The organism is Herbidospora daliensis, assembly GCF_001570585.1.
GTDB lineage: Bacteria > Actinomycetota > Actinomycetes > Streptosporangiales > Streptosporangiaceae > Herbidospora > Herbidospora daliensis.
On record NZ_BBXF01000007.1, the window covers coordinates 165443 to 190909 of the forward strand.

The following is a 25467-nucleotide window of genomic DNA, read 5'->3' on the forward strand; positions in this document are numbered from 1 at the left end:
CTCAGTCTATAGCCTCAGTGCATTGGCCAGCAGTTGTTGAGTGACGCGACGACGCATCTCGACCTGGCGCCAGATCAGCGACCTTTCACCATCCAGCAAGTCATCCGTCACCTCCAACCCTCGGTCGGCCGGAAGGCAATGCAGGTAACCTGCCTTCGGGGTCGCTCGATGGAAGAGTTCCTCACTTGCCATCCAGTGGTGATACACGCCTGCAATCTCCTGATGGCCGCGTCCTTTTTGTTCCCAAGACATCCACGACTTCATATACAAGATGTCAGCATTGTCAAGCGCCTGTCCGAGGTCGCTTGTTTCGGTCAGGCTTCCGCCGGCCTTGCCCGCCCAGTCTCGGGCCGCCCGGGTTAGGCTGGCCGGGAGCGAGAATTCCGATGGAGCGGCGATCACAAGGTGCGCACCGGCGGCGGAGGCGGCCATCACGAAGCTCGCTGGCACCGCGATGGGCTTCGGCTCGGGCGAATGCGCCCAAGCCATGACGACTTTCCGGCCGCGTGCGGTGCCGCAGTGTTCCACGACCGTGGCGACATCGGCCATCGCCTGAATGGGATGCCCCGAATCAGTTTCCAGGTTGATAACCGGAACGGTCACCGAGCGCAGCATTCTCTCAAATACTGCGTCACCCGCCCCTACTGAAACTGACGAACTGGGGCCGTACGCTCGGACGGCGAGGCAGTCGGCGTTTAGGTTGATAACCCGAACGATATCCTCCATCGCTTCCTGTTTGTACGGTTCGCCCGGACCGCTGATGATCGGCGAATAGATGCGGTTCGGCTCCAGATCGATATGCGACGCGCCTAGCACCGCGCATGCTTTGGCAACCCCTAGGCGTGTCCGCAGCGACCGGTTGAGGAAAAGCGTTGCCACCAGGGACCCAGGCGATTGAGGAAGTGTATCGTTGCCCGCGACGATGTCCTCGACCATCTTTATGGTTCGTTCGGGGCCGAAATCGCGAATCGAAACGACGCTGCCATTCCTCGGCCGATCAGTGGGATTAGACAGTAGTTCCATGAACGCTCCGTTCACCAGACCTCGTCAGCTGCCTAATAAACGATCTATTACTGCTGCGACCTCCACGAGGCCGCCTCCGTCGACGATCAGTCTCTGTGTTTTCGTGTGGTGCGGCACCACCCCGAGCCCGCGGCCGGTAACCAGCAGAACCGTCAGCTCGTTCCGGTCGACGAGGCCGCATTCGAGCGCCGCCATCAGGCCGGCCTGGCAAGCGGCCGAGGCTTCCTCGGCGAGGATCCCGGCGCTGGCCAACGAACGCCTGCCCGATGCGATCGCCGCCTCCGGTACGGCAAGAAAAGCGCCCCCACTCGCTTTCACGTCGGCCAATGCCTGCTCACCGAGGGACGGCACTTCGACGGCGATGCCCGCTGCGCTGGTTCCCTTCGCGTTCAGCTCGGCGGCACCCGGTCGGCGTCCCTCCCACGCGCACACCAGCGGTTGGCAGGCCGCCGCCTGAACGCCGATCAACCTGGGGGAACGCTCCACGACGCCACAGGCGATTAGTTCCCGGAACCCCTTGGCTATGCCGGCGAGCGTGGTGCCATCCCCTACTGGGATTACGACGACGTCGGGCGCCCGGCGGCCGAGCTGCTCCCAGATTTCGAATGCGACGGTCTTCTTAGCCTCTACAGTGAGCGGATTGATGCCCGTGTTCCGGTCGACGAGGCCAAACTCGCGGCTCGCGGCGAGCGACAACTCCACCGCAGCGTCATAGCCTCGCGCGACTTCGAACACTGCCGCCCCGGTCCCTGCCATCAGGGCGACCTTACGGAGGTCGCAGCCGAAAGGGACGAAGATGATGGCGAGCATCCCCGCAGCGGCGGCGCCGATGCAGGTGGACAGCGCGGCATTGCCGGTGGAGGCGGTCGTGATCGCCTTTGCTCCGTGCCGCAGGCCGTTCTCGATCACGAGGGCAGTCGCACGGTCCTTGTTGGACGAGCTGGGGCCGATCGTTTCATCTTTGAGGTGCAACCGGGGCATCGCCATCCCCCGCCGCAGCGGTCCGACCGCGAGCAAGGGAGTGCCGCCGACCGGGAGAGGGTAAGCGATCCGTCCCGGTTCCAGCGGCAGCAGCCGGGCGTAACGCCACATGGACATTTTGGTGGGCAACTCTGAGGGAAAAAGCTCACTGCCGTAGTCGTACGTGATCGGCTCGCCCGGAGACCTATTCATGCGCGCCTGACAGGAAGTCGGCAACGATCGTTCCCCGACCAGTCGATGCGGCGCGCTTCATGACCAGCTGGGCAACTGCTATGTCCAGTACCCCGAGCCCGAAAGGGGAAAAGATCAGCGGGCGATTCGGTCGGAACGAGATGCGGTTCGGGTCAGCGAGCAGTTCACCGAGCGAACGGTCGATGAATCGGCGGCCTCCGGTCTGCTCTTCGGCTAGTTGTAGCGACGTCCGCTCACGGCACACGTGATCGCTGTCGTCCACGATGTTGTTCGAAGAGGTGATGACGGACGGAGACAGGTCACGCAGCGAGATATGAAGAACGATGGAGTCAGAGGGGGTTGCCAGCGATTCGAGGTACGGTTTTGCGGCGGTGGTGGCGATCGACAGCAGGGAGGATTCCCGCTGAACAGCGGTGAGCGAGTCGCTGACGGCCACGTCCAGATCAGGAAACCGCTCGGCCGCAGTGCGGACGAACTGTGCGGCCTTGTCCGGCCGGAGGTCGAAGACGCGCACCTGCTTCACCGCCACCGGGGTATGCCGGAGGTAATGCAATACCTCAGCGTTGACGCGTCCGCAGCCAATCAAGCCGACGGTTTCCTGCCGCCGATCGGTCCGCAGCGTCGCTGCAGCTATTGCCGCGCTCGCCGCCGTACGCTGCGCGCTGATCGTGGACCCCTCTAGGACCGCAACTGGCACCCCGGTGGTGTACGAATTCAGAACGATGAGACCCGATGCGCGCGCTAGTCCCCGCTCGACGTTCTTGGGGAACGACGCGATCCACTTCATCCCGGCGACGGATTCGTCCGACTGTAGAAATGCCGGTAGCGCGATCATCCGGTTGTCGCCCCACACGTCAGGTCGCAGGAAGACTGAATGTGGGACGCTAGTCCGTTCCCGGAAGTGTGCTATGTACGTCGCCCGCACCGTACGTAATACTTCTTCCTCGTCGCCGTTGAGCAGTTCTTCGACGTCGTGACCTCCGATGATCAGCACGTTCCGGCCCTTTCGAGAGAGCTCCAGGAGATTTCCTCCTCGCGCAGACCTCCGAAGTGCTGGGCAACCCACGACCCGTCATAAATCGTGTCGACGTATCGCTCCCCCCTATCGGGCAGAATGATCACGCAGGTGGCTCCATGCCGGATGCGGTGTGCGTACTTCGCGACGCCTGCGGCCACTGCGCCTGAGGAGCCACCGGCCAAATAAGCCTCCCGGCCCAGCAGCATTCGGCAACCGATAAGGCTTTCCCGGTCCGTTACGTGCACCACCGCGTCGGCAAGGTCTGGACGATACAGCTCGGGGACGATGGTCGCGCCGTGACCGGGGATCAGTCGACGACAAGCGGGGTTACCGAAAATAGCGCTCCCCGCCGCGTCCACTGCGACCAACTCGGTGGTCAGTCCAGATTCGCTCAGATACTCGAAAAATCCTCTGAGTGTCCCGCACGTGCTGGTCGCACAGAAAACATAATCGACAGTGCCTAAAACATTGATGATCTCGCGTATGGTGTTCACGTGTGCTGCGGCGTTGAGCGTGTTCGAATATTGATCAGGCCAGTATCCATCGGATAACTCGTCGAGGAGTTCCTGGACCCGGCGCAGACGCGACGGAAGATATTCCTCCGTTTCCGAGTCGAGGTTGGTGACGATGTCCACTTGGGCGCCGTAGGTTCGCAGAACGGAAAGGATTGGGCGGGGCGTTTTTGGATCCACGACACAAATGAGATCCACCCCGTAATATTTACACACCTGTGCTAATCCGACGCCCATATTCCCCGAGGTGGATTCGACTATGGTGGTCCGGCCTGGGACGATTCGACCGGCGCGGATCTCCTGACTCACGATGGCCTTCGCCGGCCGATCTTTGATACTGCCGCCTGGATTAAGTGCTTCTAATTTAGCGAAGACTCGGAAATTGCTTGGGTGGTATAGTCGATTGAACTCGACCAGTGGAGTGCCGCCAACGGCGGCTAGAATGCCAGACGGTGCCTCCAGCGGTTCGATTGGGGTTAAATGGGACTCGCTGCGTCGTTCCGTCTCGACAAGCTTTATATCTGCGCCATTCCTGCTACCCATGATCACCGCTTTCGGCAACAAATGTACGCTTAAATGTAGAGATCATTCTCCATTTTGAAGACGGTCGGGTCTCTCAAGGTCGAGCACTCAAGTGCGTTCTCAGTTTCGCACCATAGTTCGTATTTCCACCGGGCACAATAGATCGCCGGAGGTGGCGCGTCGTCGTAGATCGACACCACCTGTAGTCGATCTTTCGGGCGGCTCGCCAAGGTTGGGGTGTGCGAGAATCGCCGCTGCTCATGGCGTCATCCTGAACCTAAACCGAGTGTTGAATGGGTTCAGGTTTCCTGGGGCGCGTGATCATGTTCGATTGGCGAAGATGTGATATCCGGATTGTGGTAGTTTCGGCTAGAAATGTGTTTTGTGAGAGATGAGTCCGATTGTAGCTTCTGGGCTATTCGCTTCGAGTGTCGCCGCGGCCCTGTTGCCCAGGCGGTTGCCGGGCTTCCTTAAATCTTGCTGTGGTCGTCCCAATATCCCAGATAGTCCTCTTGGGCGGGCCACGGTGTGGGAGTGCTGCTCCGGATCTACGCCACTTGTGTCACCGGACAGGACGTCGCGGCTCGTCTGTTCATCGCTGCAGCCCTATCCGTAGATTAGATCCGTGGGTAGGTAAGGATATCTGCAAATGATCAAACTTGGCCGATCACCACTGGACACAAGAAAGAGTCCTTCGCCGGCACAATCGCTGGTGGAGGGGCCCGATAAGAATTTTGCTGAGTTCCCCGCCTGGTATCAGGTTGTGTTTGGCCTCACTGCGTGTATGGCGGCGGCCGCGCTGGCCGTTTCACCCACCGCCAATTTTGAACTCAAACTGAGGCCGCTTACGGAGAGCAACCTCGGCTGAGGTAAGTGGTTCCGCTACAGATGTGATCCACAGCGACGGAACAGTCGCAGGGGGAGAATGCGGGGGGTTCCGACCCGGCACAACGACCTGCTGACAGTGATGACGGCGATGACACGACAACGCTAGGCCATGTTCTCAGAGGCCCAGTCGCTTGATGGCTTCGCGATGACACGGCGTGACAGCCGCTGACACCAAGGCCAGCGTCAACGGCTGTCATCGGGTGTCACCGTCAGAGACTTCCCGCGAAACTCTCGGTGGATCCATGGGCAAGCATGCTTGTCGCCGTTGTCACCGGTGTCCCCGCAAGATCCCCAAGTTTCGACAGCGAGGGAACATCGCCGTCGTCAGCGATCGTTGGGTTGGCCGGTCGTACTGGATATCGGGGGGTTTCCGTGAACGAGCTGCCGCCGTCCGCCTACAAGCGTCGTCCGCCCACTAAGCCCTTCGGCCGGTTCCTCTGGGGTCGGCACAGCTTGCTCCGCAGAACCGTGACGCTGGCCCTGGCTGTAGGGTTCGGCGCGGGGTTCGGGTATTCCTTGGGGGTCGTCGTTCAAGCGGAGGCGCCCGCACGAGCCGCTTTCGCGGTTGCGCCGGGTGCTGCAGCGGATACGATTCCGCCTGCTCCCGTGGCGCTGAGAGCCGCGTCAGTGAGCGCGCCCCATGTCCCACGGGTGGACAACAATGCGGCGCCAGCCAAGCCGACTGAACAGCACCGAGCGCCACTCGTCAGGGTGAGCAAGAAGGCCAAGAAGCCAGCAGCGAAACGCCACCACTTCGTTCGACATCAACCCTGCGCCCGTTTCGAGGGCTACAAGGCACAGGTGTGCAAGACGTTGTTCAAGCGCTGACGGGGTGAGCCAGCGCGCGTAGCTCTCTGACCGTCGGCAGATTCGCGGACTCGCGAGGAACGGCGTCGACGATGCGGCGGATGATGAGCTGCCTCATGGGGGTGAGCTGCCGAACTCCTTCTGCGATGCGCAGAGCATCCAAAAGGGCGTGCGTTAGGTCGCCCCCGTGTACGGCTGACAGCGCCTGGATCAGGCGCAGGTTGCCGCCCGCGAGGTTCGACGGGTAGGTAGCGATCGCCCGGTCGATCGCGGCGGACGACTTCTTCGTGTCGGCGAGGAACGCGTACACGTAGGCCGCGCTTCTATGCACGGACGCCTCCGGGTAGCTGGTCCCCACTGACGAGCCGATCGCCCCGGCCGTAGTGGCGTGGTCGGGTAGCCGTTCGTACGTGTCGGTCAGTTCGTTGAGCGCCGCAATGGCGTCCGCGGACCGGCCGTCGAGGGCGGCGAGCTTAGCGCGGACTTCCAGGGCCATCGCGTGCCCCGTGCTGGGGGTGGCATGGGACTGAGCGAGGGCGTCGTCTAGCAGGGCCGCGATCATGGATTGCGGCTGGTCCTGCCAGAACAGGCAGTCAGCCTCGCGGGCTCGTACCCACACGGCCAGGTTCCTGTCTGCGGAGGCGTCGGCGGTACGGCGGGCGGTCTGCCAGGCCAGCCGTGCTGACCGCCGGTTCCCGGCGTCGTTGAAGTCGGTGGCCATCAAGGCCGTGAGCTGCGACCCCACCCGAAGCAGTTCGTTGCGCGGAAGACCGGTTCGCGGGTCCTGGAGAAGGCGCCCGACCTCAAGCAGGTCAGCCGTTAAGTCTGGGATCAGGGCGTTGGGCGGCTGGGCGTAATAGAGCTGACCGTACGTTTGAACGGTCCTGTGCCAGTCGTCTATGTGGTGGTCATCTCTCAGGTCGAATGATCGTTCGACGCTGCCGAGAATTGTTTCCAGCGTTCCTACGGGCACGGTGACTCCGGCGCTTAACGCGCTCATGAGTCGCAGAGCTGCGCGGCGGTCCATATCGTCATCCTCGTTGCGTACTGAGGCTGATGGGCGAATCTTGAGCATACGCCTGCGGAACTGGTCGAGTTCGACCACAACGGCATAGAGGCTGACAAGTCGGCCATCCATTTCCAGGGTGCGATCAAGCCTTTCGACAGCTTCCGCCGGTGGGCGGTTTATGCCTCGTTCCCATTTGCCGATCAAGGAGAAGTGCCAGCTCAGGACGCCTGAGAGTTGGCGCAGGCTGAGATCTTTGGCGTTACGCGCGTGACGGATGTGGCGGCCGAAGAGTTCCCAGATGTCGGAAACCTCGGGCGAGATCTCGGTTTCGGTCATCGACCATCTCCGGTGTATCGCGGCGTGTCATACGGGATTTGCCACGCACTGAACCTTCTCGGTTACTGCCCGTGGCCTAAGTATGTCACTGCACCGCAGTTCTCCACCGGACATAAGCGGGACCCGCAGAAACGTCGCCACGTCCTACGGGTCCCATAGATCGCACTCGGAGGTGCGACCCATGGCACACGATAGGGCTGGAAGAACGACTAAGCGAGATGATCACGGACAGGCCGGCAGAACTGCGATGGGCGGCATTCACCATTGCCGCTTGAATTCGTGCGCGGCGATTCCGCCGGGGAACTATCTGCGCCTGGTGGCACATCCTGAATCTGTTGCGAAAGCGCGGGCGCATGTGCGGCGCCTCGTCGTGGCCTGGGGGCGCGAGGAGCTGAGCGGGGCCGCCGAGTTCGTTGTCAGCGAGCTTTCTACCAACGCGATCACGGCGACGGAGCGGGCGAACTCTGACCGCCAGATCCCTACAGGAGTGATCGGCCTGGACGTTTACCTCTTGCCGAACTCGGACGCGTCCGGGGTGGTGGTGCAGGTCTGGGACTGCTCCCGCGAGCCTCCCCGTGTGCTCTGCCCTGATGAGAACGCCGAAGGCGGCCGAGGGCTGCTGCTGGTGGCCGCGTTGACACAGGGGTGGGGTTACCACCGGCCAGCGATTTTCGGGGGCAAGGTCGTCTACGCGACGATCATGGAGGCGCTGTGAGCGGGGTAGTTCTGGACAGAGGGCCTGGCGGTTGTGGAGCTGTCACCTGCGATGGGACCTCCTACGGGTGCAGCGTGACGCGGGCGTTGGCCGCTTCAGCGCAGGCCGTGGCCAACGTGGTGCGTGATCGGCTGTTCCGGGAGTGCTTCAGAGAACTGGGGCGCGTCGACCGCGCGTGGATCGACGCGCGGGCCGCCGAAGAGAGCTTGGTCCCGATGACCGACGAGGAATGGGGCGCGTGGTCGGGCCAATGAGGCTGCCGTTGGGCCGTTGATCTCCGGGAATCCGTGGCCCGGAGGGAGGTCGTCCGCGTACTGCCCCCACAGCGTGGACGGCCAGGTCTGGCGGCAAGCGGCGGGGTGGCTGAGCACGGTCTGGTGTGCTCTCCACCCCGCCGTTTCAGTTCACATGCTCGGCAAGGGAGTCCCGCCGAACTCGGGCTGCGGACGTGCCCAGCCTTGCAGCCGGAACGTCTCGTACACGGCCTCTCGGACCGTCACGTCCTGGGCCTGCTCGATGAACTCAGAAACCGTGCTCCCGCACAGGTTCCGTAGTTCAGCGGACAGCGCGATCACCCGAGCGATCAGCGCGCTCTGTTCGCCAAGCCTCAGCGCCTGGCCGGTCTCGTCGCTGAGGTAGCCGTGTTTGCCGACGTACACGAAGCAGGCCGGGAGCGGCACGCCCGAGGTCAGCATCACGGGGAAGTTGTCGGAGGGGAGTAGCCGCCGGTCGTAGTTGGGTTCGGTGGCGTCGAGGATCTCGAACTGTGGCTCATCGAGCCACAGCACGAACAGGCGTGAAGTCTCACCCGGTACGGCGATGGGGGCTGCGGGGATGTAGCCGTTCCGGTTGATGTGGGCCGACACGCCGGGGGCGATGCCGGTGACGTCGGCCAAGGTCAAGGGGATGACCGGCCGGACGTCGTGGTTGACGAACTTGCGGTGGAGCTGACTGGGGGCCGCGTTGGATCCGACCGCGATCACACGGTGTCGCTCGGACATCGGCGCGACGCCGAGCTGGTCGAGGCGGTAGTCCAGGCGGCCGAGGTCGGTGTCGAGAACCCATGCTTCGGCCGGCTCTCCGTCGACCACGTTGAGGCGGGCGTACTTGCCGTCGGCGAACAGGCCGGAGGTCGGGGGGATGCGACCGGGATAGGTGAGTGGGGCAGTCATCGGGTCGTCGGCGAACAGGTCGTCGACGTTGAGCTCGGGGGCGCTCACGTAGCGTCCAGCTCGTACACCATGACGTGTCTGTCACCGGGGAGCACGGAGACCATGACGCGGACGGGTCGGCCGTCAGCGTCGTAGCCGGTCCGGGTGTGCTCCGCGATGGGTGTTCCGGCGGGCAGGCCAAGGCGCGTGGTCTCGTCCTTGGTCGGCATCCTGACCTGGATCTCGTCGAGGGTCTTCACCTGCGGGTGTCCGAGGGAGGACAGGATGCCGCCGGGCACGGCGATGTCGCCCGGCTTCATCAGGACGGTTCCTTGGGCGATGTCCATCGGGAAGTAGCTGTCCGAGAGCTGGAACGGCGTGTCGTCGACGTAGCGGACACGCCGACGCACCACGACGAGGTCGTCTTCGTCGACGCCGAGTCGCTGGGCGACCTTCGGTGACGGCGTGTCGATCCCGACGGTGACCTCTTGTCGGGGTTCGTGACCCTGGGTGCGGACGTCGTTGTTCCAGGCGTCGCCGTCCGCGTTGTGGCGGGCCGTGCTCTCGAAGCTGGACAGTTGCCAGCGCAAGCGGGTCTGTGAACGGACGACACGCCCGCGGCCTCGCCCACTGGAAAGCAGCCCCTCATTCGTGAGCTGCTGCAAGGCCTGGCGTACGGTCTGGCGGCTGACTTGGTGGTTCGCCGCCAGTTCTTGTTCTGCGGGGACGTTGTCCCCGGGCTTCAACTCGCCGCGCACGATGGCGGCTCTGAGATCGTCTGCGACGCGCTCGTACAGCGCGCGTGTGTCCGCTCCCGCAGGCACGTTGGCGCACCCCTCTCAACTCTCTGTGTCGGTGTACGTACTCACCGTACCAACGTGCTTGACATTGGTCACGCTGGGTAGCACTGTACGTACACAGAGGTGAGTACGTACTCAACGTACAAGCGGACTTACCTCCGAACACAGAAAAGCCGGGACGCGGCCCAAGTCGCCAAACCAGATCCGCACCCCGGCACCCCTTTAGAGAGGCGTACTCATCATGACCTACGGGTCCAACCTGCCCAACCTTCCCGTCATGCGCGTCGAACTCGACTTCGGGCGGGACGACGCCTTCGCGGGCGTCCAGTGGATCTGCCTCGTCTGCGACGGCGCTGAAGAGTGCGAGCCCGGCGACGAGGCTCCGACTCCCGCCATCTGTTCCTCCTGCAACGCCCTCGCCATCGCCGAAGCGATGAACACGCTGCGCGAGTCCGGCGTGTCGGCGGACTTCAGCGGGATCGAGGGCTGACATGCGGTTCGCCTGTCCCGACTGCGGACACCGCCATGGTTCGGCCCTCGGGTGCCGGTGCGGCACGCCGTACCCGCAGATCCAGATGTGTGTCGTTCACGCCATGCGCTGTGTGGCCGGCTGTCGCTCGTGCCGCGCTCTCGTCCGCTCCCAGTCCGGCCGATAGGAGGCCTGCGTGTTCGTTCGTCTGCGTGGCCTCGTCGCCCGCATCAAGGCGCGCCAGTTGCTCAACGATCAGCGCAAGCTGGGCGGGTCGTGGGAGCTGATGGCCCACTTCTGGTCGCGAGACCTCGGGCGCGAGTGCGCCAACCCGGTATGTCCGCGCTGCGGAGGGAGCCGGAACCGATGATGCGCCCGCTCACCGAGGGCGAGCACACCGCCGTCTCCGTCACCACGGCGGCGGTCGGTGTGCTGGGCCTGATCGGTTTCGTCATCTCGTTCGCCACCGTCGCGGAGGCGGCCGAACCCGCCTTCGGCGGTCTGGCCTTCCTGCTGCCCCTCGGTGTCGACCTGGGGATCGGTGTGTTCGCCGCGCTGGACATCGTCCTTGCCCGGCTGGACATGCGGGTGCGCTGGCTGCGCTTGATCCCGTGGACGCTGACAGCCGCCACCATCTATCTGAACGTCGCCACGCAGGCGGACGTGTTCGGCATGGTCGCCCACGCGGTGCTGCCACTGCTGTGGGTGGTCGCCGTCGAGGTCGGCGCGCATGTCATCCGCAAGCGCGCCAACCTGGCCAACCCGGCGCGGATGGACCGCATCCGGGGCTCGCGCTGGATGCTGGCCCCGATCTCGACCGGCATGCTGTGGCGGCGCATGGTCCTTTGGGAGATCCGCAGTTACGGGGATGCGCTCGACCGCGAGCGTGAGCGCGTCCTGGCCACGATCGACCTGCACGACCGCTACGGCGCCCTGTGTCGGTTCAAGGCGAGCCGCCGCGAGCGTGCGCTCTACCGGCTGGGCGAGCTCACGCCCGCAGAGCGGCCCGTGGTCAACGGCCGCCGGACCGTCGACGACCTCATGTCGCTCGGCTGGCAGATCCTCGCCGACCACGACGCAGCCGGTACGCCACTCACCCGCGACCGTCTTCGGGACGCCGTCCGCGAGACCGGCCAGACCATTTCTACTGACCGGGCAGGGGCGCTGCTCGCCCGTCTCCGGTCTGAGACGCCTCCGCGCCGTTCTGCCCGCTTCAAGGCTCACGAGGTGACCTCTTCATGACGGATCACGAGCCCACCGCTGATGTCGTCCAGCTCGACGCCGCCCGGGAACGCCGGTCGGCTGCCGAAGACCGCCCGGTCGAGGGCGTCATCGTCCGCGTCGACCGGCCCGACGCGGACGGCCCGGACTGGCTGACCGCCCTGGCCGAGCGGTCGAAGGACCGTCGCCCGATCGTCCCGACATGGATGCGGTCGGGACCGGAACGGACCGCGACCGTCAAGTGGGTCGCCGCCCACTACACCTACGTGGCCGGGTACCACGTGACCCGCTCGCCCAAGTACGCCGGTCGGCTGGCCATGCGCGCCCCGGTCGGCCTGGCCCGCGTCGTCAACGGCTCGCTGTCCTGGACGTTCGACCTCGAAGGGCGGCCCGTCCGCCTGGACGCGGTCCGGCGGGCCGATGCCGAGGTCTACCTCAAGCTGTCGCGTCAGCGGGACGCCCGCGTCCGGCTGCGCGTGGTGATCGCGCTGCTCGCCCTGGGCGTCGTCGTGCCCGCCGGGCTGGTGATAGCGTTCGCCTCGCCGGGGGCTCAACTCTGCGCCCTGGTGGTCCTGGTGGTCGTCCTGGGCATCGCCGGTCGCCCGGCGGACCGGCCGCTCATCGACTGGGCGGTCGTGCCGACCGCCCACGAGAAGCTGATCAGCGACATCGTGATCCGCGCTTTGGGCGCGTTGGGCGTGCCTGCCATCAACCAGGCCCTGGCCCGTGGCGGGTCCGGGATCAACTTCGTCGCCCCAATCACCCGCGACGGCGGCACCGGCTACCGGGCAGACCTGGACCTGCCCTACGGCGTCACGGTCGCCGAGGTCATGGACCGGCGGGAGAAGCTGGCGTCCGGCCTGCGCCGCCCGCTGGGCTGCGTGTGGCCGGAGGCGGTTCCCGACCAGCACACCGGCCGCATGGTGCTGTTCGTCGGCGACCAGGACATGAACAAGGCCAAGCAGCCGGCCTGGCCGCTGCTCAAGTCGGGTGCCGTCGACCTGTTCAAGGCACAGCCGTTCGGCACCGACCAGCGGGGACGGTTCGCGTCCATCACCCTGATGTTCGTCTCGGTGATCATCGGCTCCATCCCACGCATGGGCAAGACGTTCCTTCTCCGCCTGCTCTGCCTCATCGCCGCGCTCGACTCGCGTGCCGAACTACACCTGTACGACCTCAAGGGCACGGGCGACCTGTCGCCGCTGGAGTCAGTCGCCCACCGGTACCGCGCCGGTGAGGAAGACGAGGACATCGCGTACGCGATCTCCGACATGCGGACGCTAAAGGAGGAGCTCCGCCGCCGCGCCAAGGTCATCCGGAACCTGCCCAAGGACGTCTGCCCCGAGTCGAAGGTCACGCCCGAGCTGGCCAGTAACAAGAGTCTTGGGCTGCACCCGATCGTGATCGCCGTCGACGAGTGCCAGGTCTGGTTCGAGCACGCCAAGTACGGCGACGAGTTCGAATCGATCTGCACCGACCTGGTCAAACGCGGCCCGGCACTGGGCATCGTCCTGGTCGTCGTGACCCAGCGCCCCGACGCCAAGTCACTGCCCACTGGCATCAGCGCGAACGCCGTCCTTCGCCTGTGCCTCAAGGTGATGGGCCACACCGAGAACGACATGGTCCTAGGCACGTCCGCGCACAAGAACGGCATCAGGGCCACCATGTTCAGCTTCTCCGACAAGGGGATCTGCTACTACGCGGGCGAAGGGGATGCCCCGCGCATCACCAAGTCTGTCTACATCGACGCCCCGGCCGCCGAGAAGATCGCCCTTCGGGCGCGTGCCCTGCGAGTCCAAGCCGGAACGCTGTCTGGCCACGCCCTGGGCGACGGGTTCGAGGCCGACGCCGCCCCGGCCTTCGACCTGCTGGCCGACATTCTGGGCGTGGTCGGCGAACCGAAGGTCTGGAACGAGACCGTCGTGACGCGGCTGGCCGAACTCCGCCCGGCCGTCTACGGCCCGTGGGCCGATCTGGAGCCCGAAGCGCGGGCGGCTCAGCTCACCACGGCACTCAAGCCCTATGGTGTCCGCACCGGCCAGGTCTGGGGCAACACCGAGGACGGACGCGGCGCGAACCGTCGCGGGATCACCCGCGACGAGATCGCCAAGGCACTCGCCGACCGTTCGTAGCCGCTGCTCTCGCCGCTAGGTCTAGCGGCCACCCCCGCTAGACCTAGCGCCCCTGCTAGCGCCTCAAGGCCCTGCCTGTACGTGATCTAGCGCGCTAGCAGCCCATCTGCATCACCCAGGGAAACGCCCCTAGGAGCCACCTGTGGCCATCGCCATAGCCCTGCTAGTCCTCTGCTTGTTCGTCGTCACTCTCGGTTACATCGGCCTGTGCGCCGGGTCGCCATGGAAGCCCTGCGTCCGGTGCCGGAACAAGCGCCGGTCCCGTCACTGCCGCGCCTGCAACGGCACTGGCCTGCGTCAGCGCGCGGGCTGGCAGGTCTGGGTCTACGTGACCCGCTTCGGACGTGCCCGATGAACATCCGTCATGCCTACGCGAGTGCCGCCGCTGACCATGGCTGGCACGTCTTCCCGCTCACTCCGAACGCCAAGACCCCGCTCCGCGGCTTCACGGCCTGGGAGAAGCACGCCACCACCAACCGCGACCTGATCGCGCGGTGCTGGGGCGCGAACCCGTTCAACATCGGCATCGCATGTGGCCCGTCCGGCCTGGTGGTCGTTGACCTGGACCGGCCCAAGCCCGGCGCGGCACCGCCGGAGGCGTTCTACGAACCCGGCGTCACCGACGGTGCCGACGCCCTGGCCCTGCTCTGCGAACGCGCCGGTCAGCCGCTCCCGTTCGACACCTTCACCGTCCGCACCCGCAACGGAGGAACCCACCTGTACTTCACGGCACCAATCGGTCCCGCGCTCGGCAACACCGCCGGACGGCTCGGCTGGCTCATCGACACCCGCGCCAACGGCGGCTACGTGGTCGCCCCCGGCAGTCGAGTCCCGACCGCAGGAGAGACCGGCGAATACGAGGTGACCAACGCCACCGCCCCGGCCGAACTCCCGGGCTGGCTGGCCGCACGGCTCACCGACAAGCCGCCCGTCCGCGTCAGCACGGCGACTCCCAAAGGTGACCAAGCGACCCGCTACGCCTGGCGTGCCCTCCACGGAGAGACGGAACGCCTGTTCAGCGCCGGACCTGGAACCAGGAACAGCACGCTCAACCAAGCCGCGTTCGCCCTGGGCCAGCTCATCGGAACTGGCCTGCTCCCGCGCCACCTGGTGGAGAGCGCACTCCACGAAGCCGCCGAGACCATCGGCCTTCCCCGCGCACGAAGCCGCCACCACCATCCGTTCCGGCCTGACCGCCGGAGCCCGCCAGCCACGCCGGGACGCACGATGACCAACACACCCGCAGAGCGCGCAACGGCCCTGCTCTCCACACTCAACGCCGACCAGGTCCTGACGGCGATGCACGCCCAGCCCTGGGACACCCCGGTCCCGCTCGTCGCGCGCGGCACGCTGCCGGCCTTTCCCGCACACGCGCTCCCAGCCTGGGCAGGCGAGTTCACCGCCGCGCTAGCGGAGGAGACGCAGACCCCGGTGGACCTGGCCGGATGCATCGTGCTCGCCGCGCTGTCGACGGCCGCCGGAGGGCGGGCGCTGGTTAACGTCCGGGGAAGCTGGTGCGAGCCGGTCAACCTGTTCGTCGTCGTTGCCATGCCGCCGGGCTCGCGCAAGTCACCGGTGTTCCGCGCGATCGTCGCGCCGCTCCAGGCGGCCGAGAAGGCGCTACAGGAACACGTGCGCCCGCTGATCACTGAGGCCGAGCTGGCGCGCAAGGTCGCTCAAGAGTCCGCCGACAAGGCCGCTCGGGTGGCCGCTTCGGCACGTGGCGATTCCGCTGGGGACGCTCTGGCCGAGGCGACCAGCGCGGCCCTTGTCGTCGACGGCATCACCGTTCCGGCCGAACCGCGCCTGATTGCCGACGACATCACACCGGAAGCAGCCGCCAGCCTGCTTGCCGAACAGGGCGGCCGGTTGGCCGTGCTGTCGGCCGAGGGCGGCATCTTCGCAACCCTGGCCGGACGCTACTCGGGCGTGGCCAACCTGGACCTGTTCCTCAAAGGCCACGCCGGAGACCTACTGATCGTCGACCGGCGCAGCCGCCGCGAACGCGTCGACCACGCCGCGCTCACTCTGGGCCTGGCCGTCCAGCCCGACATCGTGACCGAGATCGCCAGCTCACCCGGCTTCCGGGGCAAGGGCCTGCTCGGGCGCATCCTGTACAGCCTGCCGACCAGCAACGTCGGATACCGGCTGATCGATCCGCCCGCCGTCCCCGAACAGGTTGCGGCGGAATACGCGGCCAGTCTGGGGCGGCTCGTCACCGAGATGTACGGCTGGCAAGATCCCGCCCGCCTCGTCCTGTCCCCGGAAGCGGCCGACCTGTTCCGTGCTCAACGGGAGCGCACGGAACCTCGGCTCCGCCCCGACGCCGGCGACCTGGCGCACATCAGCGACTGGGCCGCCAAGTTCGACGGCGCCGTTGCCCGAATCGCTGGCCTGCTCCACCTGGCCGCCCACATCGGTGACGGCTGGCGCAAGCCCATCGCCGCCGACACCATGACCGCCGCCATCGCCTTGGGAGAGTACTTCACCGCCCACGCCCTGGCCACCTTCGACGCTATGGGCCAAGACCCCGGCGTCGAAGCCGCCCGCACCGTCCACGCCTGGCTCACCAAAGCCAGGCCAGAACACTTCACCCGCCGCGACGCCCACCGCGCGCTGCAGCGCAAGTTCAAGAAAGCCGTCGACCTGGACCCCGCCTTCGACCTGCTGGAGCAGTCCGGCTGGATCCGCCGCGAACCCGACCCGACCACGAGCAGGGGCAACCCCTCACCCCGCTACGCCGTGCACCCTGACCTGCACCGCTCTGCCTGAGGAGACGCCAATGCCCACGCCACGCATGCTCACCCTCGTCGACCTCTGCGAAGAGCTCCAGATCAGCCGCAGCACCTTCTACGACAGGCGCGCCAAGGGCCGCGCCCCCAAGTGCCTCAAGCTCCCCAACGGCGACCTGCGCATCCGCCGTGCCGACCTGGACCACTGGCTCGACACCCGAGAGGACAACGCCTGATGAGCGGCATCACGTACAAGGTCCGCGTCTTCAAGACCGAGGTCAGAAAGACGGCGGCAGGAAAGGTCACGTCCTACCGCGTCCAGTGGCAGACCGAAGGCCGCAAGATCTGGAAGAAGTCCTTTCCTCTGGCGGCCCAAGCCGAGACCTACCGAAGCAGCCTGATCACTGCGGCACGCAGCGGTGAGGCGTTCAGCCTGGTAACGGGAGAACCGGTTTCCTGGAGCCGGACGCAGACCCCGGAAATGACCTGGTACGCCTTCCTCTGCAAGTACGTCGACATGAAATGGAAAGGCGCATCGGCCAACTACCGCCAGGTCATCGCCCGCGCGCTGACGGCCGCCACCCCAGCCATGTTCACGACGAGGCGGGGCAAGCCTGACGACAAGGCTCTCCGTTCGGCGCTCCACCGCTACGCCTTCAACATGCAGCAGCGGGAGACTGCGACTGACGAAGTGGCCGACACCCTGAAATGGCTGGCCGACCACAGCAAGCCGATATCGGCTCTTACCGACCCAGGCCTCATCCGAGACGTTCTCGACAAGGCGACGTCCACCGTGGCCGGCACGCGGGCCGCGCCGAACACCGCGAGGAAGCATCGGCTGATCGTCTCCAACGCACTCGACTACGCCGTGGAACTGAAGCTCCTGGAAAGCAACCCGCTCAAGACACTCAACTGAAACCCCCGAAAAGCACCTACGAGGTCGACCGGGCCAGCGTGATCAATCACGCCCAAGCCCGCCAACTTCTGGACGCGGTACGCGAGCAGCAGCCGAGCGGGCCCCGCCTCGTGGCGTTCTTCGCAGTCATGTACTACGCGGGTCTGCGTCCTGAAGAAGCCGTCAATCTCCGTATCGACAATGTGATCCTCCCCGAACTCGAAGAGGGGGAGGAGGAAGGCTGGGGCGAACTCCACTTCAGAAAGGCCGCGCCCTACGCCGGTCGGGAGTGGACCGATGCCCGCACGATCCGCGAGGAACGCTCGCTCAAACACCGCCCCGACGGCCACTCACGGACCGTTCCGACGCCGCCCGCGCTTACCGTGATCCTTCGGGCGCATCTGACCGACTTTCCGAATGGGCCGGACAATCGCGTTTTCTTCGGCGTGCGCGGGAACGAGTTGCCGAACATCACCTACCGGCGGGCGTGGAGCGCAGCGCGCATGCAGGCCCTCAGCCTGGCCCAAGTCGATTCGGCCCTGGCCAAGCGCCCCTACGACCTCAGGCACGCGTGCGTGTCCACGTGGCTCAACGCGGGCGTGCCCGCGACTCAGGTAGCGCTGTGGGCAGGCCACAGCGTCGAGGTGCTGCTCCGGATCTACGCCAAATGCGTCACGGGACAGGACGCCATCGCACGTCAGCGCATCGCGGAGGCACTCGCAGCGCACTGAAATCGTGGGTAAGAACTGGGTAAGAACACCCGTAAACGATCAGCTTTAGCCGATCACACCCGGACACAAGAAAGAGCCCTGAACCTGCATCCGTGCAGGTCAGGGCCTCTTTTATTGGTGCCCCCGATAGGATTCGAACCTACGACACCAGGTTTAGGAAGCTCTGTCGGTTAAGAGGCTGGACACACCGCTGAACTGGGAAGACGCATCAATCGTTGGTCATGATGGAGCCGATGATTCCACGGATGCTCCGGATCTTGCTCTAGATGGCTATGGCGCTGCTGAGCGCACCGCAACCTGGATTGAGCGCCATCAATCTACGGGTGAGAAGAACAAACCCAAGCCGATGCCAACCCCCTCGGGATGATCCTCGGTCTCGTGTACTGAGCTGTATGGCATCGAGTCGCTTGGACCAGCTTCCAGCCTGAGCACCCAGGAGCAGGACGGCAGTTCCGCTAGACGAGCACCAGGCCGGCAACGCCCGGCCTCCGTAATGACATCTGCTCACGAGAGAGGCGGGAGGAACTGCCCCTCGGCAAAAAGGCTGGGCGTTCTTTGCCAACCTCACACCTGCCTCACGCGTCACATTCGAGTACCGGCAGTCTTGAATGAACCGGAGGCACTCATGCGCCGACCTCGAAAAGGCTGGTCATGGTTGGTCGCGATGATCGCCTTCGGCCATGTTGGCGTACTTGCGATATTCATAATGGTAATGGGCGTTATCACGGGTATCCGAGTTCATTCAAATCCAGCCGTTTATCAAGTTCCTTCAGCAACCCCTTCGATATCTGCCAGCAAGACCCAGGCGCCGCCCGATTTTGAAGCAGAATTACAGGAGATGTTGTCATGGTCATTCGTTGGATATATATGCGCAGATGGCTGGCGTTCTCCATCGACTGGCCGTGGAACCTGTAGTCACCATGGCGGTATCAGATGGGCATCTTACAGAAAAAACGGTATCGAGCGTGTATGTCTACGCTACGAGGACTGGAGTCGCTGCCCTCTCGGGAAATCTTTCGGTTCGGATTAGGTCGGCTTAGGAATTGGGTAGCAGTTCGCGGACGCCCAATAAGGATGGAGACTGACCATTTTTGAATGCTTAAGCTCGCCTGAAGACGTGGATTAATTCCGGCATTTGGGCAGTGACCTGGGAAGAGGTCTGGCGGCTACATCCCTTTCGGCTGTTTCCTCGGGTTCGTGTACCCGCGTTGTAGCCCATCAGCGATCAACTCGACTTACTCCGGTGGCAAGCCGACCCGGAGCGCAGGGCCGTCAGGCCCGAGCACCGGAAGCGGCGCGGCAGCCAATGCTCCGCCTAGCGCAACGGACGGGAAGCATTACCCAGCTCGCCGCTGATCCGTTGTATTCGACAATCAATCGATCTCGCCATTGTTCGGAGAAGGCGAAGCAATTCGGAATGTTCCAGGTCCTGGTACCGGGCCCGGGTCGCCAACTAGCTGTCCAACACGGCGCGCTAGCTCATCAATACTGGTTCTGAGGATGATCCTTTCGCCAGAGATTTCCATAGCACCACGACTTGCGCCGGCAAGGTCGACGATTGCGCGATTCACATCAGTACCACGTACTTCTTCGAAGCCAGGTTGCATGGAGACCGCTGTGGCGACGATCTCCATTGTCCTCGGTCTGTCAACAAGCCTTTTTTCTACACTCCAAAGCGCTTTGATAACTGCACCGTACAGGGCGCGATTATTTGGCTTGCTTTCGGAAAGGAGAGTGGCGACAGCGCTTTCAACATCGCTAGGACGGAATTTAGTGAGAACAATGTCCAACACATGCTGGGCGGTAAGATGCCGACTTTCAGCAGCGGCGATGACGCTCGATAGTTGGCGGACGGTCCAACAGGAGATCTTTAGGTCATCCGCTCTCCGCGCAGCTGCATTATCGTCTCTGGACTGGCCTGGGTAAGATGGCGCAATGAGCAGGCACCCGTCAGCGCGTTCATTAACCACGTGCTCTCGAAGTCCTCCAAAGTCGATAGCGCTTAGACTCGGAACTTCAACAGAGGACTTCGCTTCTAGGGTGATCTTCTTTTCACCATTTGGGTAGTCGGTCAATCTCGCTATCCCGTCAGGATTGGTTGCGCCGGAGAGGTGCTTGGCGACAAAACCCAACGCTCTAGCAGCAACGACTAGATTTACTTCTAGGTCTCGCTCATCTTTTGCTGAGTCCAGCAAATTCCGAGATATGGCGGCAAGCGAGTAGATGTTGTCTCGTACGAGACTGCGCCAAAGTTGATCCCGCTGTTCAAGGATTTCCCCAATAACGTTCTTCGATACTCCGTGCTCTCGAAGATAGACCTCTAGAAGAGCCTCAGCGCTAACAACATCCTCTAGCAACTTCCGGGAGGGTGCATCATCGTCGTTCGCAACGACTAGGTCATGGTCAGCGTTGAGAGAGAAGACAGCCTTAACGGGATCGAATGAAACCATCCTCGCTGATCTACCCAGATTGATTCGCTCATATCGGTAGACTTGGTCTCTGTCGGGGCCATAGAGATTATTCGCGATTTCGCGGAGATCGGCGTCGGCTGGGACGTCTATGTAAAACCAACTTCCATCAGCCTCTGCGCCTGAACCTTCGTTGCTTTCATACTTCTCCGCGTCGGCGGTTACTAACGCGTCGGCTGTTGGGCGCTCAACCAGCCTCTTTTCGACGAAGTTGCGTGCACCTTCGTTTTTCAGCTTCTCCTTCTCTACCTTCTTCCTTGCGGCTTCCTCATATCGAGCACGCGCCTCATAATAAACCGCTTCCAGAAGGGCAGAGAAACGTTGCCGTAGATTCCCTTGTTCTACCCCTTCGCGTGGCGCAGTAATGATCGGGTCTAGATCATCAGCGGTTATTTCTGCCCTGAAACGAGAAAATGTTTCATAGGACAGTGGGCGTAGGCCAAACAGCGGATCATCGATGTTGACAAGTCGACCCCGGACTTTCACGAAAAATCCATTGGAGCGGATTATGTCATCACTCTTAAGCCCATAGATGGACTGGAGGGTTACGATGGCGGTGCCGCTCACACCGCTAGGAAAGGAGCTACTAATCAATGAATTATTAGACACACGCCAATCCTCGCCGGATTTCTCATTAAGAGCGCTAATGCGCTTTTCGGAGAGTTCGGCGACGGAAAAGCTTGCAATGATGTCGTATTTTTCCTTCGAGGAGCGAATTTGTTCGCCGTTTAGATAACAACGAAACTCGTCCCCCAGAGGCATAGCTGTGGACAAGACCCAGGAGAGTCGCCCTGTCTGGATTTCTCGGACCCCTTCACGGAGGTCCTCAAGTACAACAAGGGTCCACTCTTTAGCGCCAGCAAATTGCTCTGGCTGAATTCCTACGTACTTCAGATTCTCAACGAGGTCTTCTTGTGCGAGTATCTCGGAGATGCTGAGTCGACGGACGGGTAGCTTCACGGGTATGCCGGCGCCTTGTGGATTAGAAATGAATTTTCTGTAATCCAAGGTGGTCGCCCTAACCTCATCATCTCCAGCTGACCTGGTTATGTATGTAACTCGGTATGCGAGGGAGTAAGTGGCTAGCTTGCCAATCCCGAACTTCCCGATTTGACGTCTCTTCTTCTTGGATGAGAGCCGGTCACCCTTCTTTTTGGAATGGCCGACATGCCACAGGTCTTCAAGTCCGGCATGATCCATTCCCGTGCCATTGTCGAAGACGTATACGGCATTCAGAAAGAAACCCTCGGCGCCAGGGGAGATTCCTATTCGACATTCTGTAGCGTCGGCGTCGTAGGAATTCACTACAAGTTCTTCTATGGCCTTAATTGGCGACTTGTAGAGCTGTTCAGAAAGAAGGCCAATAATCTCGCTAGAAAGCACTACCTGGAGTTCGTCCTCCTCGGCACCGAAGCGCGCCACTCTCTCGGAAATGCTCTCCATGGGCGATTCCTCATCTGTATGCCCGCTACCTCTACCTGTGCTAGTATCACGCCTATCGCGCATGCGTCAATGGCCATTGGCGATACTGATAGGTAATCGATATCAACTGCGCGCCGCGATCTTCCGGTAGTGGTATGCCGCCCGCCGGCCTTGTAAAGGGAAAGCGCCTCCTGCTGGAGGCCTGATGTCGAGGGTGTACTCATGGGCGAGCGGTCTGCGACAAGTGTCCCTCAGTTGCTTGTGCCAAAGTTCGAGAATAAGTATACGCATCAACTTTTTCGATATCCAGCGAAGTTTCATCCGCCTGTTGTCGGTGCTCTACTGGAGAGATTCACTAGTATTGGTGATGTAGTTCTTGACCCATTTGTGGGTAGCGGAACGGCGCTTGTCGAATGTGCTGTCTCTGGTCGGCGTAGCGTGGGAGTTGATATAGATCCTCTTGCTATCCAGGTTGCTCTTGCGAAGACCAGGGAATATGACCTAGATGATGTCGCCGCAGCGATTGCTGATTTGCATAAGGGCTTGAATGGTATCGAGCGGCCAGCTGCTGAATATGAGCGCCGGATGTTCGCGGATATCTCGACGGAGGAGTTTGATAACTTAATCTCCGGCGAAAATCTATGGATACCCGAGATCCCCCGTCTGGATCATTGGTTTCGACGCTACGTCACAATCGATCTCGCGCGCATCAAGAGGCTCATTTCTGAGATAGATGCGATGCCCAGCACGCGTATTCTTATCGATATTGCATTTGCGTCGATCATCCGAAATTCTTCGAATGCGGATCCTGTGCCGGTTTCGGGTCTCGAATATACCAGCCACATGAAAGCCCGTGACGAAAAAGGGCGACTTGTGAATCCGTTTGCACTGCTCCGTACGGCACTTAAGAGAATGCTTCCTGCGGTGCAGCAGTACAGGTCAGCCGTAGCGGAGTCGCCCCTTCAGCCGACATTGGTGCATGGAAATGCGACAAGGATTGACTCTCTTGGGCTAGACAAAGTCGATGCCGTTATAACGTCACCGCCCTATCATAATGCGGTGGATTATTATAGGCGACATCAGCTGGAGATGTTTTGGCTTGGTCTGACAGTGTCTCAAGAGGAGCGGCTTCAACTACTTCCTGGTTACATTGGGCGACCGCGTATCGCAGCAAAGGATCCGCTTCTCGGGATGCCGTGGAATCCGGGACCATTGGCAGACGAGTGGGAGCGAAGCATCAGAGAAGTTAACCTTCAGAGGGCACTAGACTTTCGTCATTATGTCACTGCTATGACAATGGCTTTCAGTGGCCTTTCTAGGCTCCTTGCTAGCGGGTCTCCGGCGGTCTTCGTTGTGGGTCACTCCGTATGGAATGGGAAGGAGATTCCTACTCGGGACCTGTTTGCGGAGATGTGTAGTAGCTCTTTTGTCCTTGATCAGCAGCTGTGGTATCCAATCGTAAACCGGTATATGTCTTATGCGAGGAGAAACTCGGCCAGCATCGACAGGGAATATGTCCTAGTCTTTCGACGGCTGTAAACAGAGCGCCTTGTAAGGATGATCACCAGTGCGGGCGGCGCTGACCGCGACCGGCCGAAGAGCCGCAGCGCGGTCAGCGACCGCCTAGCGCGGCGGGCCAAAGGCGCGCCGCCTTGAAGACGTACAGATATTCTTCTTTTTGATCATGGCTGACGTCAGCCGCCAGAACTGATCAGGCGTCCATCAGTGGTTGCGACTGGTTCCAGATGCGTTCGAAGCTCGTCAGGTAGACCGCTGCCGTTCCCGCGTCGCTGTTGCTCCGTAGGTGAATCACGGGCGCGTCCGCCGCCGGAGTGCTGTACGCATGGGTGTTCACCAGGACGTCCCGATCTGCTCGGTAGATCGAGTTGTAGAGCACTGTCCCGTGCAACCGGACCTCGACCCGTTCGACGTCCCGCAGTCGCCCGTAGAGGGTGATCGCGTTCCGAGTTCTCCCGGCCATGACCTCTGGCCCGATGCCCTCTTCAGCGCCTCGGGCGGCGACTTCCGGGCTGTCCGGATCGCCAAGAAGGATGCGCACCGAGACACCTGCTCGCGCGCGTTCCGCGATCAGCCGGAGAAGCCCGGCGTCCTCAGCGAGGAACAACCCGCTGTAGGTCAGGATGCCGATCTCTTTCGCTGCGCTTCTGAAGAGCTGCTTCCACGCGGCCTGCGGCACAGCCCATCGGTGGGGGTACACCGTCTGCACCTCGTCGGCGATGACTCGTTGCCGCTGTGCGATCTCCGGCCATAGGTCGCTCTCGGCCACCTGGAGGAAGTCGGCTATGGCGTAGCGGTGGCGCGGGTAGGGCACTCGGCCGGCGATCCAACGGTCAACGGTCTTGGGGTCTACGGCCAGAGCGGCGGCGAGATCGGCGGACCGGAGTTGTGCTCGGGCGAGGGCGTACTTCAGGTTGTCGCTCACGCTTACCTCTCGGAACGCGGGCCTTACGCCCCACGCTAACATGAGACGTCCCAAGACGTCCCTAAGTCGTGGTGTAGAGGTTCCTGCCTCACAACGGAAGCTCGTTCGACCTGGGCGCGGCACTCGCGCCTCACAGAAAGTCGAAGGAGCGCTGATGAACGAAGCACAGGAGCAGCTACGGATCTATCAGGAGGCGGCGCTAACGGGACTCAGGCGCGAACTGACTCTCCGGCATCTCAACGCCGTCTACCTCGTCGACCAGAACTCGCGGCCGACCCTGGAAGTGGAGGACTGCAACATGCGGATGCGCCGGGTCTACGTCCACACCGGGTTCTGGTGGTTCTACTGGGGAGACCAGCCCGACGAGCGAGTCTCCTGCCTGGAACTGCCGCACGCGGTTGCCTTCATCAGACGCGCGGCGGAAGTGGGCTGGCGCGCTGGCGAGCAGGGAGAACTCACCGTGAACTTGCAGAACATCGCCGATGCCTACCGAGCCTGAGCCGCCCGGAATGAACGAAAGTACGGTGCTGGTCGGTTGGCGGGTGTTCCCGCAGATCGCCGCCAAGCTTCGAGAGCGAATCGCCTCAGGTCAGTACGCGGCGGGAGTCGCGCTGCCCTCTGAGGGAGAGCTGTGCCGGGAGTTCCGGGTGGCCCGTAACACCGTCCGCAGGGCATTCGCCGAACTCGAACGGGAGGGCCTGCTCGTTACGGTCCCGTCGCGTGGACGGTTCGTGGCCAGCGGCGGCTCGCTATCAGAGCCGTACCACTATCAGTTCATCGCCCGCGACCTCCGGGAGCGAATCAGCAATGGAGATCTGCGGCCCGGGGCGCCGATCCCGAGCGAGAGCGAGCTTCGCGAACGGTTCGGCGCCTCGCGGAACACGGTCAGACAGGCGTTGATCGTCTTGGAGCGTGAAGGGCTGATCGTGGTCAAGCACGGCAAGGGGCGCTTCGTCCGTGGCGCTGACCAGGACGGGTAGGACGTCCTGGGACGTCCAAG

24 protein-coding genes are annotated in these 25467 nt (G+C 62.9%); 15 read left to right on the plus strand and 9 right to left on the minus strand.

The window, feature by feature from the left end; genetic code table 11:
* Positions 1–6: 6 nt before the first annotated feature.
* Genes AW274_RS39655 through sbnA form a run of 4 tightly spaced genes read right to left on the minus strand, consistent with a single transcriptional unit; the run spans position 7 to position 4287 of the window.
* Positions 7–1038, minus strand: coding sequence for an ornithine carbamoyltransferase (locus AW274_RS39655; protein ID WP_157520828.1), 1032 nt, complete (start codon positions 1036–1038; stop codon positions 7–9).
* A gap of 9 nt (positions 1039–1047) precedes the next feature.
* The gene (locus AW274_RS31550) at positions 1048–2196 is read right to left on the minus strand and encodes a threonine synthase (RefSeq protein ID WP_062439979.1); all 1149 of its coding nucleotides are present in this window, start codon (positions 2194–2196) and stop codon (positions 1048–1050) included.
* Entirely contained in the window at positions 2189–3190 is a 1002-nt protein-coding gene (sbnB, locus tag AW274_RS31555) for a 2,3-diaminopropionate biosynthesis protein SbnB (RefSeq protein WP_062439983.1), read from the minus strand. The genes AW274_RS31550 and sbnB overlap by 8 nt, the downstream gene beginning before the upstream one ends.
* Positions 3184–4287 (minus strand): 2,3-diaminopropionate biosynthesis protein SbnA, encoded by a 1104-nt coding sequence (gene sbnA, locus AW274_RS39660; protein WP_232320543.1) that lies wholly within the window; start codon positions 4285–4287, stop codon positions 3184–3186. Before sbnA ends, sbnB begins: the two co-directional genes overlap by 7 nt.
* 610 nt (positions 4288–4897) lie before the next feature.
* Here sbnA and AW274_RS40690 point away from each other — a divergent pair.
* Entirely contained in the window at positions 4898–5116 is a 219-nt protein-coding gene (locus AW274_RS40690; protein ID WP_157520829.1) for a hypothetical protein, read from the plus strand.
* An 837-nt stretch (positions 5117–5953) separates the two neighbouring features.
* Here the strand turns inward: AW274_RS40690 and AW274_RS31560 are convergent.
* Entirely contained in the window at positions 5954–7288 is a 1335-nt protein-coding gene (locus AW274_RS31560; protein WP_062439986.1) for a helix-turn-helix domain-containing protein, read from the minus strand.
* 247 nt (positions 7289–7535) lie between these two features.
* On the opposite strand from AW274_RS31560, the gene AW274_RS40695 reads away from it, so the two are divergent.
* The gene (locus AW274_RS40695; RefSeq protein ID WP_198169505.1) at positions 7536–8003 is read left to right on the plus strand and encodes an ATP-binding protein; all 468 of its coding nucleotides are present in this window, start codon (positions 7536–7538) and stop codon (positions 8001–8003) included.
* 74 nt (positions 8004–8077) lie between these two features.
* Positions 8078–8257: a hypothetical protein gene (locus AW274_RS40700; RefSeq protein WP_157520831.1), complete on the plus strand. Its 180-nt coding sequence runs from the start codon at positions 8078–8080 to the stop codon at positions 8255–8257.
* Between the two features lie 150 nt (positions 8258–8407).
* Here the strand turns inward: AW274_RS40700 and AW274_RS31570 are convergent, their stop codons facing one another.
* Positions 8408–9223 carry a hypothetical protein gene (locus AW274_RS31570; RefSeq protein WP_062439994.1) on the minus strand — a complete coding sequence of 272 codons (816 nt, stop codon included), beginning with the start codon at positions 9221–9223 and terminating at the stop codon, positions 8408–8410.
* A complete protein-coding gene (locus AW274_RS31575) occupies positions 9220–9978 on the minus strand; it encodes a GntR family transcriptional regulator (RefSeq protein WP_083975130.1) in 759 nt (252 codons plus the stop codon). Before AW274_RS31575 ends, AW274_RS31570 begins: the two co-directional genes overlap by 4 nt.
* Positions 9979–10195: 217 nt before the next feature.
* Here AW274_RS31575 and AW274_RS31580 point away from each other — a divergent pair, with 217 nt between their 5' ends.
* The 9 genes from AW274_RS31580 (at position 10196) to AW274_RS43200 (ending at position 19164) form a co-directional block, all read left to right on the plus strand.
* Positions 10196–10444, plus strand: a complete 249-nt coding sequence (locus AW274_RS31580) for a hypothetical protein (protein WP_062440001.1) — start codon at positions 10196–10198, stop codon at positions 10442–10444.
* Positions 10445–10619: 175 nt separating this feature from the next.
* A complete protein-coding gene (locus AW274_RS40705) occupies positions 10620–10793 on the plus strand; it encodes a hypothetical protein (RefSeq protein WP_157520832.1) in 174 nt (57 codons plus the stop codon).
* A complete protein-coding gene (locus AW274_RS31585) occupies positions 10790–11665 on the plus strand; it encodes a DUF2637 domain-containing protein (protein ID WP_062440005.1) in 876 nt (291 codons plus the stop codon). The genes AW274_RS40705 and AW274_RS31585 overlap by 4 nt, the downstream gene beginning before the upstream one ends.
* Positions 11662–13776, plus strand: a complete 2115-nt coding sequence (locus tag AW274_RS31590; protein ID WP_062440009.1) for a cell division protein FtsK — start codon at positions 11662–11664, stop codon at positions 13774–13776. Before AW274_RS31585 ends, AW274_RS31590 begins: the two co-directional genes overlap by 4 nt.
* A gap of 351 nt (positions 13777–14127) precedes the next feature.
* Entirely contained in the window at positions 14128–16548 is a 2421-nt protein-coding gene (locus tag AW274_RS42280; protein ID WP_062440012.1) for a DUF3987 domain-containing protein, read from the plus strand.
* A 10-nt stretch (positions 16549–16558) separates the two neighbouring features.
* Positions 16559–16744 (plus strand): helix-turn-helix transcriptional regulator, encoded by a 186-nt coding sequence (locus tag AW274_RS31600; protein WP_062440015.1) that lies wholly within the window; start codon positions 16559–16561, stop codon positions 16742–16744.
* The gene (locus AW274_RS42285) at positions 16744–17424 is read left to right on the plus strand and encodes a hypothetical protein (RefSeq protein WP_232320545.1); all 681 of its coding nucleotides are present in this window, start codon (positions 16744–16746) and stop codon (positions 17422–17424) included. The genes AW274_RS31600 and AW274_RS42285 overlap by 1 nt, the downstream gene beginning before the upstream one ends.
* 38 nt (positions 17425–17462) lie before the next feature.
* Positions 17463–18134, plus strand: coding sequence for a tyrosine-type recombinase/integrase (locus AW274_RS42290; protein ID WP_232320547.1), 672 nt, complete (start codon positions 17463–17465; stop codon positions 18132–18134).
* Between the two features lie 838 nt (positions 18135–18972).
* Positions 18973–19164: a DUF3761 domain-containing protein gene (locus AW274_RS43200; protein ID WP_500786077.1), complete on the plus strand. Its 192-nt coding sequence runs from the start codon at positions 18973–18975 to the stop codon at positions 19162–19164.
* A 343-nt stretch (positions 19165–19507) separates the two neighbouring features.
* Here AW274_RS43200 and AW274_RS39675 read toward each other — a convergent pair whose 3' ends face one another.
* Positions 19508–22045, minus strand: coding sequence for an ATP-binding protein (locus AW274_RS39675; protein WP_198169506.1), 2538 nt, complete (start codon positions 22043–22045; stop codon positions 19508–19510).
* Positions 22046–22246: 201 nt separating this feature from the next.
* On the opposite strand from AW274_RS39675, the gene AW274_RS39680 reads away from it, so the two are divergent.
* Positions 22247–23563, plus strand: a complete 1317-nt coding sequence (locus AW274_RS39680; protein WP_083975137.1) for a DNA methyltransferase — start codon at positions 22247–22249, stop codon at positions 23561–23563.
* Positions 23564–23735: 172 nt separating this feature from the next.
* Here AW274_RS39680 and AW274_RS31610 read toward each other — a convergent pair whose 3' ends face one another.
* On the minus strand, positions 23736–24467 hold the full coding sequence (locus AW274_RS31610) for an XRE family transcriptional regulator (protein WP_083975199.1): 732 nt from the start codon (positions 24465–24467) through the stop codon (positions 23736–23738).
* Positions 24468–24621: 154 nt separating this feature from the next.
* On the opposite strand from AW274_RS31610, the gene AW274_RS31615 reads away from it, so the two are divergent.
* Both AW274_RS31615 and AW274_RS31620 read left to right on the plus strand, forming a co-directional pair.
* Positions 24622–24966, plus strand: coding sequence for a hypothetical protein (locus AW274_RS31615; RefSeq protein WP_062440022.1), 345 nt, complete (start codon positions 24622–24624; stop codon positions 24964–24966).
* A gap of 10 nt (positions 24967–24976) precedes the next feature.
* Positions 24977–25447 (plus strand): GntR family transcriptional regulator, encoded by a 471-nt coding sequence (locus AW274_RS31620; RefSeq protein WP_062440026.1) that lies wholly within the window; start codon positions 24977–24979, stop codon positions 25445–25447.
* Positions 25448–25467: the final 20 nt, after the last annotated feature.